We start from the raw sequence: 14361 nt of genomic DNA, 5'->3' as shown, positions 1-14361 counted from the left end.
CACCTATGCCCTCATTCTTGGGCATATGGTGAATGGGCCGCGCGGGAAACAGCGGGTGGTCCCGGCCGGTGACGCACTGGCGGTGATCGACGCGCACGGCACTCTCACGGGCTGGAGCGAAGGCGCCCGCAGGCTCACCGGGCACACCGCCGCCGAGGTCACCGGCCACCCGGCGGCACGGCTGGCCGCCGACGACCCGCGCAGGGCCTGGCGGGAGCTGCGCGCGTCCGGCACCGCCGTCGTGCCCGTACGGCACCGGGACGGGCGCCGCCTGGAGCTGGCGCTGCGCCTGTCTCCGGTGTCCGGGGAGCAGCGGGCGTACGTCGTCACGGCGGCGCCCGACGACGAGGGGCGGGACCTGGCCGAGCTGGCGTTCCGGCAGGCCTCCATGTCGATGTCCGTGTTCGACACCGGGCAGCGCTACCTGCGGATGAACGACGTGGCCTGCGCCGTCATGGGCCGCTCCGAAGCCGAGTTCCTGCACCGCCGCTACCCCGACACCGTCGAGGACGCCGAGCACAGCCGGGGTTTCCAGCGCCATCTGGAGATCGTCGCGGAGACCGGGCAGCCGGTCCACTACGAGAGCTGGACCCGGTCGCCCTCGGGGCGGCGCATGCACGCCTGGAACATCGAGATGTGGCCGCTGCGCGACCCGGCCGACGAAATACTCGGCGTCGCGCTCGCCGCCTTCGACAGCAGCGAGCAGCACTGGGCCCGGCAGCGGCTGGCCATGCTGAACGAGGCCGCCGCGGGCATCGGCACCCGGCTCGACGTCGTCCGGACCGCCCGTGAGCTCGCCGAACTCGTGGTCCCCCGGCTCGCGGACTTCGCCAGCGTCGACCTGCTGGACTCGGTGCTCCAGGGCGACGAACCGGCGGCCGGGCAGGTGGACGCCGAGGTCGAGCTGCGCCGGGTCGCCCACCACTCGCTCACGGCCGGGGTACCGGAGGCGGCGATCGGCCTCGGCGCCGCGGACGTCTACCCGCCGTACTCGCCGCCCGCCCGCGCCCTCGCCACCGGCCTGCCCGTCCTCGCCCGCACCGGCGACCCGGACCTGGACCGCTGGTTCGGCCGGCACACGGCCCGCTCCGCGAAACTGCGCACCGACGACGGCGCCGATCCCTACGACCTCGCGCTGATGGCCGTACCGCTGACGGCGCGCGGTACGACGCTGGGCGTGGCCGTGTTCGTGCGGCTGCTGACCGCCGAGAAACCGGATGTCTTCGACGACGACGACGCGTCACTGGCCCGCGAGCTGGCCAGCCGCGCGGCCGTCTGCGTGGACAACGCCCGCCGCTACACCCGCGAGCGCACGACCGCCCTGGCTCTCCAGCGCAGCCTGCTGCCCCAGACGGTGGCCGGTCAGGCGGCCGTCGAGTCCGCCTCCCGCTATCTGCCCGCGCTCTCCCAGGCGGGCGTCGGCGGCGACTGGTTCGATGTGATCCCGCTGTCGGGGACCCGGGTGGCGCTGGTCGTCGGGGACGTCGTCGGCCACGGCCTGCACGCCTCCGTGACCATGGGCAGACTCCGTACGGCGGTCTGGACGCTGGCGGACGTCGATCTGCCGCCCGACGAACTGCTCACCCACCTGGACGACCTGGTCGGCCACCTCGGCACGGACGAGAGCGGCGAGTCCGGCGAGATCGGCGCGACCTGTCTGTACGCGGTCTACGACCCGGTGTCGCGGCACTGCACGCTCGCCGCCGCCGGGCACCCGCCGCCCGTCGTCCTGTACCCGGACGGCAGGGTCGAGGTGATCGAGGTGAGCGCCGGCCCCATGCTCGGCGTCGGCGGGCTGCCCTTCGAGGCGACCGAGCTGGAACTGCCCGAGGGCGCCGTGCTCGCCCTCTACACGGACGGTCTGGTCGAGGCCCGCGATCTCGACCTCGACACGGGAACAGCCGCCCTGTGCACGGCCCTTGCCGCTCCGGCCGACAGCCTGGAGGAGATCTGCGACACCGTGCTCGCCACCCTGCTGCCGGAGACACCGGGGGACGACGTCGCCCTGCTGGTCGCCCGTACCCGGGCCCTGGACGCCGAACAGGTCGCGGTGTGGGACCTGCCCGCCGACCCGGCCGTGGTCGCCACCGCCCGCAAACACGTCACCGACCAGCTCACCCGCTGGGGCATCGACGAGGCCGCCTTCGTCACGGAGCTGGTGGTGAGCGAGCTGGTCACCAACGCCATCCGCTACGGCGGCGACCCCATCCAGCTCCGGCTGATCCGCGACCGCACCCTCATCTGCGAGGTCTCCGACGCCAGCAGCACCTCCCCGCATCTGCGCCGGGCCCGCACCTTCGACGAGGGCGGACGCGGCCTCCTGCTGGTCGCCCAGCTCACCGACCGCTGGGGCACCCGCCCGTCGGGAACGGGCAAGACGATCTGGGCGGAACAGGCGCTGCCGCCGACTTTCTGAGAAACCTGGACAACCTCTTCCTTGGGCCTCTCGACAGCGTCCTGGCCGCCGTCGGGTGAACCACCCTTCCCCGCAAGGTGGTTGAAGAGCAGGTTCAGCACGATCGCCGTCAGACAGCCCGCGCTGATCCCGCTGTTCATCACTGTCTGGAACCAGTCCGGGAACTTCGCGTACACCGTGGGCACGCCGACCGGCAGCATGCCCACGGCCACCGAGACCGCCACCACCGTCAGACCACGGCCCCCAGCTTGGGCAGCAGACCCAGCAGCACAAGGATGCCGCCTGCGGCCGCCACGACCCAGCGGCTGCGCACCCTGGTCATCCCGACGAGGCCCACGTTCTGCGCGTACGCCGTGTACGGGGAGGTGTTGAAGACACCGCCCAGGACGGTGGAGAGACCGTCGGCGCGCAGCCCGTCGGCGAGGGAGCGCGGCTCGACCTTCCGGCCGGTCATCTCACCGACCGCGATCAGGTCACCGGTCGTCTCGGTCATCGTCACCAGCGCCACCACCAGCATGGAGATGATCGCCGAGGCCTCGAAGGTGGGCGCCCCGAAGTGGAACGGCGTACTGATACCGACCCAGTCGGCGTCCCCGACCCCGTCGAAGTCCGTGAAACCGAAGGGGACGGCCACGGCCAGCCCCACCACAATGCCGGTCAGTACAGCGATCCGGCTCAGGAACACCGGCGCGAACCGCTGCACCCCGAGCACCACGGCCAGCACGAAGGCGGCCGGCGCCAGGTTCTTCGGCTCGCCGAAATCGGCCGAACCCACGCCGCCGGCCGCCCAGTTGCCCGCCACCGGCAGCAACGACAGACCGATGATCAGGATCACCGTGCCGGTCACCAGGGGCGGGAAGAAGCGCAGCAGCCGCCCGAAGACGGGCGCCAGCAGGACGATCGCCAGGCCCGCGACGATCACCGCGCCGTAGATCGCGGGGAGGGGGCGTCGCGATGCCGCACACCAGGAGGTCGGCGGTGATCAGGTACGCCAGGTCGGCGGGCGAGAGTTTCATGGCTCCGCCGACGATCAGGGGGACGGCTACGGCGCCGGCGTACATGGATTGAACAGTTTGTTGATTGCTTGGCTGTGGCCGGTGTGTGTCGTGCCCCATTGGGTGTTCTTGATCTGCGGGCCGGTGGGGGCTTGTCGCGCAGTTCCCCGCGCCCCTTAGGGGGTTCGTGCGGCTCTCAGTAGTGAGTCCCAGTCGGGGAGTTTGACCGTGCTTCGGCCCAGGGTGGCCCCCAGCTCCGCCTCGGCTTGTTCGATGGACTGCCAGCCTGTCCAGTCGATCGGTCGGAAACCCGCCGCGCGCAGTGCCGTCAGCGGGTCATCCAGCCGCTCCTGTCGTACGAGTACGGCGGCGTCCGAGAGCAGGGAGGTCGCTGTTTCCTTGGCGCAGGGGCGGTTGGTGCCGATGACGCCCGTGGGGCCGCGCTTGATCCAGCCGGCCACGTACTCGCCGGGGGAGGGGTGGCCGTCGCGCAGGACGCGGCCCTCGAGATGCGGAACGGTGCCCGTGGCCGTGTCGAACGGCAGTCCGTCGACCGGCACCCCGCGATAGCCGACCGAGCGCAGTACGAGCTGCGCCTCGATGTCCTCGTACTGCCCGGTGCCCGTCACGCCACCGGTCCCGTCCGGTGCCGTCCGCTCGAAACGCACCGCGCCCACCCGGCCGCTGTCGGCGAGCAGTTCGACCGGACGGCGGAAGAAGCGCAGCCGGATACGGCGGGCCGTCTCCGTCGGCGGCAGGGCCGCCCAGCCGCGCAGCGCCTCCACGTTGCGGCGCTGAACGGCGGGCAGGGCGGAAGGGTCCGTGTAGCCCGGGTCGAGCGACAGCTCGGCCTCGTCCACGACGACCCGGGTGTCCGGCAGGGCGCCCAGCTCGCGCAGTTCCTTGGTGGTGAAGCGGGCCTGCGAGGGGCCGCGCCGGCCCACCATGTGGATGTCGGTCACGCGGCTCGCGCTCAGCGCGGTGAGGGCCGCCTGAGGTATGTCGGTGGGGCTCAGTTCGGCCGGGCCGCGCGCCAGCATCCGGGCCACGTCGACCGCCACGTTCCCGACGCCGATGACCACGGCGGAGCGCACCTCGCGGACGAAGCCGTCGTCGACCGCGTCCGGATGGGCGCTGTACCAGGACACGAACTGGGTCGCCGACCAGCTGCCCGGCAGTTCCTCACCGGGAATCCCGAGGTGACGGTCGGTGGCGGCGCCCACGCAGTACACCACCGCGTGATACAGCTCCCGCAGCCGGGCGCCCGGCAGCTCACCCGGCCCGGAACCGACCCGGACGCCGCCCAGGAAACGCACTCGTTCGTGTTCCAGGACCGTACGCAGATTGTTCTGCAGCGACTTGATCTTCTCGTGGTCCGGCGCCACCCCGTACCGCACCAGACCGTACGGCGCGGGCAGCCGGTCGAGGACGTCGACCAGTACTTCCGGATCCTGCTGGACCAGGCTCTGGGCGGTGTAGACCCCGCTCGGACCCGAACCCACGACGGCGACACGCAGCACGGCAAAACCCCTCACTGCGGGATACTGCGGAACTCCCTGTTGCTGACACCTTCAGGATCGCACCGTCCGAGCTGCGCTGACAGGGTGCCGGGCGCAGCGGGCGCGCGTGTCCGTTCGTATGGAATGTGATGATGCGGTTACGTTCCGTATGTGCTAGAAGGATCCTTTCTTCATCTTTCCGGTCGCTGTCCGACGCAGGGAGCGGTGACGGTGCGGCCCGCCTGGGAAGTGCAGGAGCACGAGGGTTCGGCGACGACGGCGTGGTTCGACGTACGGCTCGCTTTCACCGACGGCGCCCAGGTCGACGTACTCGCCGTGGTGCGCGAGGCGGGCGTGTCCATCGAGGACGTACGGGCGCAGCCGGCGTTGTCGCTCGACGATCTGGCGGCTCTCGCGGACTGGATCGAGGGTCCGCTCCACGAGGCGTGCGGGGACGGGCCCGGGATGGGCGGGGAAGGTGAAGGTGCCGGGGGCCTGCGGCCCCGGCGCGCCCGGCCCGCCTGGCCGCGCGGCATGGAGGGCCGCCGGCTGGTCGCGGAGGAGTACCGGGCGGCCCAGGAAGAGGGCACCGACCCCGTTCTCGCCGTGATGTGCGCGACCGGGCACAGCCGGCGCCGGTCGCTCAGGCTGATCTCGCAGGCGCGGGACGCGGGATATCTGACGCCTCGTCATGCTCGGCGCTGAGTAGAGGTGTTCGGGGGCAGCCGGGCCGACTCGGGTGTGTCCGGCTACATTCCGCGCATCCTGTTGATCTCGCTCGTCTGCTGGGCGATCACATCGTCGGCCATCTCCTCGACGCGGACGTTGTTGCCCTGTCCCTTCACCTCGGTGGCCATGGTGACGGCCCCCTCGTGGTGCGTGATCATCAGCGTGAGGAACAGCTCGTCGAACGCCTTCCCCTTCGCCGCGCGCAAGTTGGCGAGCTGCGCCTCGGTCGCCATGCCGGGCATCGCCTCATGGGAGTGCCCGGTGCTCTTCTCGTCGCCGCCGTTGTCCTTCAACCAGCCCTGCATCGCGGCGATTTCGGGACGCTGAGCGGCGGCGATACGCTCGGCGAGCCGCTTCACCGGTGTCGACCCGGCGCGTTCGGGGACGAGTTCGGTGATCTCGATCGCCTGCGCGTGGTGCTCGATCATTCTTCGGGCGTACGAGATGTCCGCCGAGTTGGGAGAGTCGTCGGGCAGCGCGGCCTTCGCCTCCTCCGGGGAGAGCGTCCGGGCCGCCTCGCCGGGCAGGCCGGGCGCGATCACCGAAGGCCCGGTCGCCGTGGCGGACTTGGCCTTTCCGTCGGCCTCCGAGGACGAGTCCGAGTCGCAGGCGCCGAGCGTGAGGGCGAGCGCGAGCGCGACCAGGGCCGGGCGCCAGGTACGGGACGCGCGACGGACGGGCACAACAGCCTCCTGGGTCAGGTGGGTTGAGGGACACCTCGTGAGTGCTGTGTCCGTCCTAGCACGCTTCCATTCGCCGGTGATCAGAAACTTTCATTACAAGTGCATTGCTCTGTGTTGATCGGTGCATGATGAAGACGATACTTCGGAGGACCGTGAACCGTTCTGACCGGAACGGCTACCAGGGAGGAAGCAGTGACCCTGTTAAACAACCCCCGAACGCGGCGCAGACACCTGGGAGTCGGCGCCGCGGCGGCCGGACTCCTGGCCGCGCTGCTGACCGCGGGCCCCGCGGCCGCCACCCCCGACCCCGGGGACGGGCCTACGGTGCCGGAGAAGATCTCCAAGAGCGTGCAGTCCCAGGTCAAGAAGGCCCTGGCCGAGGGTGAGATACCCGGTGTGGACGAGATCGTCCACTCGGACAACATCACACACCTCACGAACATCCCCAAGGACGCGCTGCCCGGCACCAACTCGGACCTCGCCTTCCAGGGGAAGTACGCCTTCTCCGGCAACTACGACGGCTTCCGCGTCTTCGACATCAGCAACCCGAAGGCCCCGAAGACGGTCTCCCAGGTGCTGTGCCCCGGCGGCCAGAACGACATCTCCGTTTCCGGGAATCTGCTCTTCCTGTCGACCGACTCCTCGCGCAGCGACAGCAGTTGCAACAGCGTCTCGCAGCCCGCGACCGAGAAGTCGTCGTGGGAGGGCATGAAGATCTTCGACATCACGGACAAGGCGAACCCCAAGTACGTCGCCGCCGTGGAGACCGCCTGCGGCTCGCACACCAACACGCTGGTGCCCGAGCGCAAGAACGTCTACATCTACGTCTCCTCCTACTCGCCGAGCGCCACCTTCCCCGACTGCCAGCCGCCGCACGACGGCATCTCGGTCATCAAGGTGCCGCGAAAGGCCCCCGAGAAGGCGGCAGTTGTCGGCTTCCCGGTCCTCTTCCCCGGTGAGGGCCCCGACGGCGGCGGCAACCCCGGTTCGCCCACCAACCCGGGCGTCTCCAAGACCACCGGCTGCCACGACATCACCGTGCTGCCCTCCAAGGACCTCGCGGCGGGCGCCTGCATGGGCGACGGCATCCTGTTCTCCATCAAGGACCCGGAGCACCCGAAGGTCATCGACCGCGTCCAGGACAACGTCAACTTCGCGTTCTGGCACTCGGCGACCTTCAACCAGAAGGCCAACAAGGTCGTCTTCACCGACGAGTTGGGCGGCGGCGGCGCGGCCACCTGCAACGCGCAGATCGGTCCGAACCGAGGAGCCGACGGTATCTACGACATCGTTGGCAAGGGCGACAAGCGCAAGCTCGTCTTCAAGAGCTACTTCAAGATCCCCCGCTACCAGGCCGACACCGAGGTCTGCGTGGCCCACAACGGCTCGCTCATCCCGGTCAAGGGCAAGGACATCATGGTCCAGGCCTGGTACCAGGGCGGTGTCTCCGTCTGGGACTTCACCAACTCCGCGAAGCCCAAGGAGATCGCCTACTTCGAGCGCGGCCCGGTGACCACCGACCGCGTCACGACCGCCGGCCCGTGGTCGGCGTACTACTACAACGGCTACATCTACTCGAACGACATCGCCAAGGGCTTCGACGTCCTGAAGCTCGACGACCGGCGCACGAATCCGGCCAAGAAGGTCCGCGTGCCCGAGCTGAACGTCCAGACGCAGCCGGACTACTTCGACTGACCGTCACCGGCGGATCGCTCCCAGGCGTCCCGTCGGGCACTCCGGTGTCCGGCGGGACGCCCATGTCCCGTCAATGACACAGCAATTCCTCATTGACCAAGGCGCCGCGCCGGGACATGCTGGTACTTCTGCGTTGACTTTTTGTCAGCCGAGTCTGGCCGACTGGAGCCGACGCAGCCGGAGCGGCCCGTAGGGGCGGTTCCGGGCGGCCGCCTGTCTGGGGTGACGCGGGGGATCACCCCAGACCGGCGTGCCCTCCTCACCGGCGAGGTCTCAGCCGGCCAGCTCCAGCACCGGCCGCAGCCCGTCCGGCCGTTCGGACACCGGCAGATGGTCCACGAAGTGCACCGCGCACCCCAGGTCCGCCGCGCCCCCGTCCGCCCGCCGGTCGTCGCCGACCATGAGCACGTCCTGAGGCGCGACGCCGAGCGCCTCGCAGGCCACCTTGAACAGCCGCGGGTCCGGCTTCTGCACACCGTGCTCGTACGACAGGACATACGCGTCGATGTACGGGTCCAGTCCGTGTGCCCGGAACACGGGACGCAGATCCCAGCCGATGTTGCTGACCACCCCGACGGAGACCCCGCGCTCCCGCAGCGCGCCCAGCACCTCGACGGCGTCGGCGTACGGGGTCCACGCGGCCGGCGCCATGTGCCGCTCGTACAACGCGTCGTACAACGCCGGTTCGGGCAGCGGCACCTGACGGGCGAGGCCGGTGTACGCGGCCCGGTGCAGCTCGGCGCTCCGGTCGCGGATCTCCCAGACGGAAGCCAGCTCCTGCGGCAGCCGCTGCGGAGCGGCGCCACCGGGCAGCGCCCCCGCCGCCTCCAGCGCCCGCACGGCAACGGTCGTCTCCGGCTCGGGCAGGACGACACCCTGCTCGGCGAGCACGGCGCGCAGCCAGGAGTCGGTGGACTCGATGCGGAAGAGGGTCCCGGAGAAGTCGAACAGCACGGCAGCCATGTGCTGGACCCTATCCAAGGTCCTGTTCGCCGGTGGTGGTCAGAGCGACCGGGCGAACTGTTCGACCCGTTCGTGGAGGCGCTCGACGTGCTGCTCGGACTCCGGCTTCATCAGCACGCTGCGCAGGATGCGCGCCCCGTCGGCGTCCGCGGTGACCTGCCGATGGCGGGCCGTGAAGGCGTCGCTGCCGGCCCTCAAGGTGCTCAGGAACACGGGATCGGGATGGTCCATGCCGACGGCCAGGACGCGTGCGGACGCGGCGTCGACGCCGGTCGGCGTCGGCTTTTCCAGGATCGGAAAGCAGCTCACGATGTCCAGCTCCGGCCGCTGGTACAGCTCCAGGGCGTCGGACGCGTCGATCAGGTCGGCCCAGCGCGGCGCGGCGGCCGGCCGCCAGGACACGGCCCAGCCCGGCGGGTGCGGGCGGGACGATCTGGAAGGTGAGCCAGGGATAGTTGTCCCTCAGCCGACCGGTGAACTCCTCGAAGACGGCGGCACCTGTCCTCGTCGACGTGCAGCGGCCCGGCCGAGCCAGTGCTGCAGGTCCACAGTTGTCCCCTTCCTCGGATTCCCCCAGGCTCGAACACGGTCCTCCGGGACCGGAAGGACACGCACAGGTGGAAGCCGAGACGCGGCGGGGCGACGAGACCGCCCGCGCCGCCAACAGCCCGCTGATCCACGACTTCGGGCTGCTGATCAAGGCGGCGACGCTGCTGGAACGACGGATCGACAGTGTCCTGAGGCGGGACTGCGTCATCAGCCACACGATGTTCGAGGTCCTCATCAGGCTCTGCCGGCAGCCGGACGAGGAGGTTTCCCAGCGTGTCCTCGCCGATGACCTCACGCTCACGAGCAGCGGCATCACCCGGCTGATCGACCGGATGGAGGAGGCCGCGCTGGTCCGTCGCGTTCCGTCGCCGGAGGACCGCAGGAGCGTCCTGGTCGAAGCGACCGAGCACGGCCGCGCGGTGTTCCGCCGGGCCGTGGAGGTGCATGGGCAGGTCGTCGAGCGGCACTTCGTCGCACCACTGGACCCGGCCGACTACGGACGCCTGACCGGCTCCCTGGGCGAGGTCAACCGGTCGCTCCGCGACGGCTGACCCCGGCGAACGGCCTCGCGGGCGGGTCAGGCCCGCTCGTTCGCCTGCTCCCTCGCCCGCTCGAACCGCGCGTACGTCATCACCGCCAGCGCCACCACGAGCGCCCCGAGGAGCCAGCCGCCGAGCACGTCCGACGGCCAGTGGACGCCGAGCCAGACCCGCGTCAGACCGGCGCCCGCGACCGAGACCACCGCCACGGAGACCGCCGTACGCCACACGGCACGACCGGCGTCGTAGCGGCGCAGCAGCCACAGCAGCAGGCCGCACACCACCGTGGCGGTCATGGCGTGACCGGAGGGAAAGGCCGCGTAGTGGGCGGAGTCGACCGGGTCGGGCCAGACGGGGCGGGCGCGGCCGACCGCCGCCTTCAGCCCCTGCTGGAGCAGCGTGCCCAGCGCACAGGTGGCCACCAGCCACAGCGCGAGCCACCACGCCGAGTGCCGCCACACCAGCCACACCGCCACGGCCGCGCACAGCAGGCGCATCGTCAGCGGGTCCCACACCCAGTCGGTGAGGATCCGGAAGATGTGCGTGAGCCCGGGTTCGTCGACCGCCCAGCGATGGGTGGCGCGCGCGATGTCACCGTCGAGGGCGATCAACGGGTGCCAGTCCACCCAGACCAGGGTCAGCAGCAGCACGGACGCGAGGGCCAGGGCGCCGGCCACGCGGGCGGCCTGGTGGCGGGCGGGGTGTCGAAGCCGGGGTGCGAGGTGGGGGGAGCGCATGGTGCGATCCTCGCCGACGCGCCGGGCCGGAGGCCAACCGAGGTGCACAGGGCCGTGTTACCCGAGCGCCCGCAGCCCGGGTACGAAGGCCACCAGCACCGGGATCACCGGCACCAGGGACGCGGCGGCCGTCAGCCGCAGCCTGCGGCCCGCCGTCAGCCGGTCCGGCGCGGTCAGCAACCGGCGCACGCGCAGCGGGAGATGGGCCTGCGGGGTCGGCGACGGGCCGAACACGCCCCGGTCCTCGTTGAGTTCGACCAGGGCGAGGGCGGTCGTGAGGCGGCCGAAGCGACGGGAGGCCATGTCGTCGGCGGCGAGCTCCACCAGCCGGTGCATCTCGTCCCGGAACGACGCGAAGACGGGTACCTGCGGAAACCCGTTGGCCAATGCGCCCGAGCAGTGCAGCAGCCAGTCGTGGCGGGCCCGCGCGTGCCCCTGCTCGTGCGCGAGTACGGCGTCCAGCTGACGCCCCTTGAGGCGGCGCATCGCGGCCGTGGTGACGACCAGTCCAGGTGCGGTGCCGTCCAGCCACCAGGCGTCGGCGTGCTCGCCCTCCAGCACCACGAGCCGGTCGGGACGCGGCTCCTCACCGGGCAACAGCGGGGCGCGCACGGCGAGTTCGGCCCGCCGCAGCCGGCGCCGACGGCGCGCCCGTACGACCTCGCGCACGAGCATCGCCGCGGTCCACAGCCCGCCGCAGGCGAGCAGCACGGCCGTCGCCGCGGCCCATGGGCGGAAGGCGCCGAGGCCGTAGGCGTCCACGACCGCGTGCGGCGCGGGGGCGAAGACATGGCCGCGTACGGCCTGCCAGGCCGCCGCCGCGCTCAGCGTCATCGACAGCACGCAGCACATCAGCACGGCCGCCACCACGCACTGCCAGACCCACAGGGCGACCACCGGTTCGCGGTCCGGCCAGTCGGCGCGGGCGAGTAGCCGCGGGGCGACGACGGCGGTCAGCGCGCCGAGCAGCAGCAGTGCCGCGGGGACCATCATGCGTTCACCCTATGAGCGCGGTGGCGCTCAGACCTACGGTCCGTCAGGGCAAAGTGACGCAGACCACGGTTTCGTACAGTTCAGAGCGTGATCAGCATGGCGAGCGTCGCGATGCCCATGGACAGTCGGCAGGCGCGCGCCAGTTCGGGCCGCTCGCCCCACGCGGGCGCACCCGTCCGGACCCCGCCGCCGGTGACCAGTGCCGGTACGGACACCAGGCGGACGCCGGACAGCAGCACGTACCCGGTGAAGTAGAGGAGCAGCGCCGTCGTCAGCAGAGGCACCCCGGAGCCGCTCGATCCGTGGTGGTGGGCGGGGGCGGCGGCCATCGCGGACGCCATGTAGGCCATGGAGAACGCCCCCATCAGATGGTGCAGATGGTGCCGCCCGGTGCGGGCCGCCCACAGAGCGCGCAGCGCGGCCGTGCCGAACACGGCCGTGTACACCAGCCAGGTCCAGCGCGGCGGGGAGAGAACGGCGGCGGGCACGGCCATCGCGGCCATGCCGAAGCCCATCAGCGCCTCGCCGCCGGCGGCCCGGCGCTGTTCCCCGACGGTGCTGCGCATCCGCAGCAGGCAGTACGCGCCGGTCGCCGCGCACAGCGCGACCAGCAGCCACCCGGGCGAAGCCGGACCGTGCACAGGAACCTCCCCCTCGATCCCGAGTCCACGAGACCTCCGTTGAAGGGCTGCCCGCGCCGGGCGGTGCGCATACGAGCGCAAGGGTGTACGCGGGGGAGCGTACGCCGGAGCACCGCAGGTCAGCCCCTATGTTTTACGGGTAAAACACTTGCTAACATCTGACGATGAGCTCTGACCCGAGCCTTGATCCCGCCGCCTCGCGGCCCGCACGGCGCCTCTCGCTGTCCGGTGTCCTGCGGGTCGGCCGGCTGTCCGACATCTGGTTCAAGCCGGCGCTGAGCGTGCTCGCCGCCGCCGCTCCGCCCTGTCTGACCCTGGCGGCGCTCGGCCACCTCGACCTGGCGATGTACACGATGGCCGGGGCCCTGTGCGCGCTCTACGCCCACAACCGTCCGTACGCCGCCCGGGCCCGCGTCCTGGCGGGCGTCGTCCTCGGCATGCTCGCCGGACTGGCCGTCGCCCTCCTCACCGCCTCGCTCACCGGGAACGCCGTCGTCCTGGTCACCGTGGGCGCGCTGCTGGCGGCCGCGCAGAAGACCCTGTGCGACGCCACGCGGATCGGGCCGCCGGCGAACGTGGTGCTCACCTTCGTGTCGTCGGCCGCGCTGTTCGCCCCACAGACGCTCGGCCAGGTGCCCGGCCATCTGTCGCTGGCCGCCGGGGCAGGCGCATGGGCCTGGCTCGTCGGGATGGCGCCCGGCCTCGTCCGCCCGTACGGGCCGGAGCGCCGGGCGACCGCCCACGCCCTGGACGCCGTCGCCGCTCACGCCGAGGCGTACGGCACCGGCGACGGCATCGGCGGCCATGGCTACATCCGCTCGCGGGTCGCCGCCGATGCCGCGGTCGAGGCGGCCCGGCAGGCGCTGGCCTCGGCCGGCGGGCGCCCGGGCACCCCTCGCGCCGACACCCGGCGCGCACTCGGACGACTGCTCGGGCGGGCCGAGTTCGCGCTCAGCGCGCCCGCCGCGAGCAGCGCCGGTGAACTGCGCGCTCACGTACGGGAGTTGCGCTCCGGCGGACACCCCCCGACCCCCGACGAACCCCTCGGCGCGAACCCGTTCGCCCCCGAACCCCCTGTCCTGCCCCGCCCGTTGCGGACCAGGCTCGGCCCGCTCGTGCCCCTCGCCGCCCGTACCGCCCTCGGCTGCGCCCTCGCCGGCTACGCCTCCCTCGCTCTCGGTGTCGGCCGCCCCTACTGGGCCCTCGTCACGGCGGCCTCCCTCTACCAGGCCAACGTCACGCTCACCTGGAACCGGGCGGTGCAGCGGACCGTCGGCAACCTCGCCGGCGTACTGCTCTTCGCCGCCGTCCTGCCGTTGGCGCACCTCGGCCCGGTCGCCCTCGTCCTGTGCTGCCTCACTCTCAACTTCGCCATCGAGGCGCTGATGAGCCGCAACTACTGGCTCGGCAGCGTCTGTGTGACCCCGGTGGCGCTGCTCGTCACCGAGTTCTCGGGGCTCCAGGAACCCGGCCGCCTGATGACCGAGCGGATCCTGGACACGCTCGTTGGCGCCCTCTTCGGCTTCGTCGCGGCCGTCGCCGTCACCAACCACCGCGCGGGCGAGCGCGTCGAGCACGCGCTCACTGCGGTCGAACACGCCCGCACCCACGCCGAACGCGCTCTGACGGACGTACATCCCGTACCCGGATCCCTGGACACCGCCCGCCGCGGCCTCGCCGCCGCCCTCGCCGACCTGCGCACCGCCGCCGACACGGCGGCCGGCGAGTGGCGGCAGCGCACCCGCCCCCAGGAGCGGGTCGTGCTCGCCGAACGGTCCGGACACCGTACGCTCGCGGCGACGGCACACGGCCCGGGGCTGCGCTCTTAGGGCCTGTCGTCACATTCCCGCCCGCCTCGCGACGCCCGCCCTCCCGGCGGACGACGGGAACGTGACGTCATGCCCCGGCGGGCACCGGCAGAC

12 protein-coding genes and 1 pseudogene are annotated in these 14361 nt (G+C 71.7%); 5 read left to right on the top strand and 8 right to left on the bottom strand.

The window, feature by feature from the left end:
• The first annotated feature begins 25 nt into the window (after positions 1–25).
• Positions 26–2416, top strand: a complete 2391-nt coding sequence (locus ABZ855_RS18530) for a SpoIIE family protein phosphatase (protein WP_360807999.1) — start codon at positions 26–28, stop codon at positions 2414–2416.
• 50 nt (positions 2417–2466) lie between these two features.
• Here the strand turns inward: ABZ855_RS18530 and ABZ855_RS18525 are convergent.
• A pseudogene (locus tag ABZ855_RS18525) lies at positions 2467–3531 on the bottom strand (nucleobase:cation symporter-2 family protein); the annotation flags it as partial.
• Between the two features lie 56 nt (positions 3532–3587).
• On the bottom strand, positions 3588–4931 hold the full coding sequence (locus ABZ855_RS18520; RefSeq protein ID WP_360807997.1) for an FAD-dependent oxidoreductase: 1344 nt from the start codon (positions 4929–4931) through the stop codon (positions 3588–3590).
• A gap of 204 nt (positions 4932–5135) precedes the next feature.
• Here ABZ855_RS18520 and ABZ855_RS18515 point away from each other — a divergent pair, with 204 nt between their 5' ends.
• On the top strand, positions 5136–5615 hold the full coding sequence (locus ABZ855_RS18515; protein ID WP_360807995.1) for a DUF6214 family protein: 480 nt from the start codon (positions 5136–5138) through the stop codon (positions 5613–5615).
• Between the two features lie 44 nt (positions 5616–5659).
• Here ABZ855_RS18515 and ABZ855_RS18510 read toward each other — a convergent pair whose 3' ends face one another.
• Positions 5660–6322, bottom strand: coding sequence for a DUF305 domain-containing protein (locus tag ABZ855_RS18510; protein WP_360807993.1), 663 nt, complete (start codon positions 6320–6322; stop codon positions 5660–5662).
• A gap of 192 nt (positions 6323–6514) precedes the next feature.
• On the opposite strand from ABZ855_RS18510, the gene ABZ855_RS18505 reads away from it, so the two are divergent.
• On the top strand, positions 6515–8017 hold the full coding sequence (locus tag ABZ855_RS18505) for a hypothetical protein (RefSeq protein ID WP_360807991.1): 1503 nt from the start codon (positions 6515–6517) through the stop codon (positions 8015–8017).
• A gap of 273 nt (positions 8018–8290) precedes the next feature.
• Here ABZ855_RS18505 and ABZ855_RS18500 read toward each other — a convergent pair whose 3' ends face one another.
• Positions 8291–8980, bottom strand: coding sequence for an HAD-IA family hydrolase (locus ABZ855_RS18500; RefSeq protein WP_360807989.1), 690 nt, complete (start codon positions 8978–8980; stop codon positions 8291–8293).
• Positions 8981–9019: 39 nt separating this feature from the next.
• Entirely contained in the window at positions 9020–9382 is a 363-nt protein-coding gene (locus tag ABZ855_RS18495; protein WP_360807987.1) for a hypothetical protein, read from the bottom strand.
• A gap of 215 nt (positions 9383–9597) precedes the next feature.
• On the opposite strand from ABZ855_RS18495, the gene ABZ855_RS18490 reads away from it, so the two are divergent.
• Positions 9598–10080, top strand: coding sequence for a MarR family transcriptional regulator (locus ABZ855_RS18490; RefSeq protein WP_360807985.1), 483 nt, complete (start codon positions 9598–9600; stop codon positions 10078–10080).
• 26 nt (positions 10081–10106) lie between these two features.
• Here the strand turns inward: ABZ855_RS18490 and ABZ855_RS18485 are convergent, their stop codons facing one another.
• The 3 genes from ABZ855_RS18485 to ABZ855_RS18475 all read right to left on the bottom strand — a co-directional run bounded on the left by ABZ855_RS18485 (position 10107) and on the right by ABZ855_RS18475 (position 12439).
• The gene (locus ABZ855_RS18485) at positions 10107–10805 is read right to left on the bottom strand and encodes a phosphatase PAP2 family protein (protein ID WP_360807983.1); all 699 of its coding nucleotides are present in this window, start codon (positions 10803–10805) and stop codon (positions 10107–10109) included.
• A gap of 57 nt (positions 10806–10862) precedes the next feature.
• Entirely contained in the window at positions 10863–11798 is a 936-nt protein-coding gene (locus ABZ855_RS18480; protein ID WP_360807981.1) for a M56 family metallopeptidase, read from the bottom strand.
• An 80-nt stretch (positions 11799–11878) separates the two neighbouring features.
• The gene (locus tag ABZ855_RS18475) at positions 11879–12439 is read right to left on the bottom strand and encodes a DUF5134 domain-containing protein (RefSeq protein WP_360807979.1); all 561 of its coding nucleotides are present in this window, start codon (positions 12437–12439) and stop codon (positions 11879–11881) included.
• Positions 12440–12603: 164 nt separating this feature from the next.
• Between ABZ855_RS18475 and ABZ855_RS18470 the strand changes: the two genes are divergently transcribed.
• Entirely contained in the window at positions 12604–14268 is a 1665-nt protein-coding gene (locus tag ABZ855_RS18470; protein ID WP_360807977.1) for an FUSC family protein, read from the top strand.
• Positions 14269–14361 lie beyond the last annotated feature (93 nt).

Source organism: Streptomyces sp. NPDC047042, assembly GCF_040644035.1.
Classification (GTDB): domain Bacteria; phylum Actinomycetota; class Actinomycetes; order Streptomycetales; family Streptomycetaceae; genus Streptomyces.
This window is presented reverse-complemented; position numbering and strand designations above follow the sequence as displayed.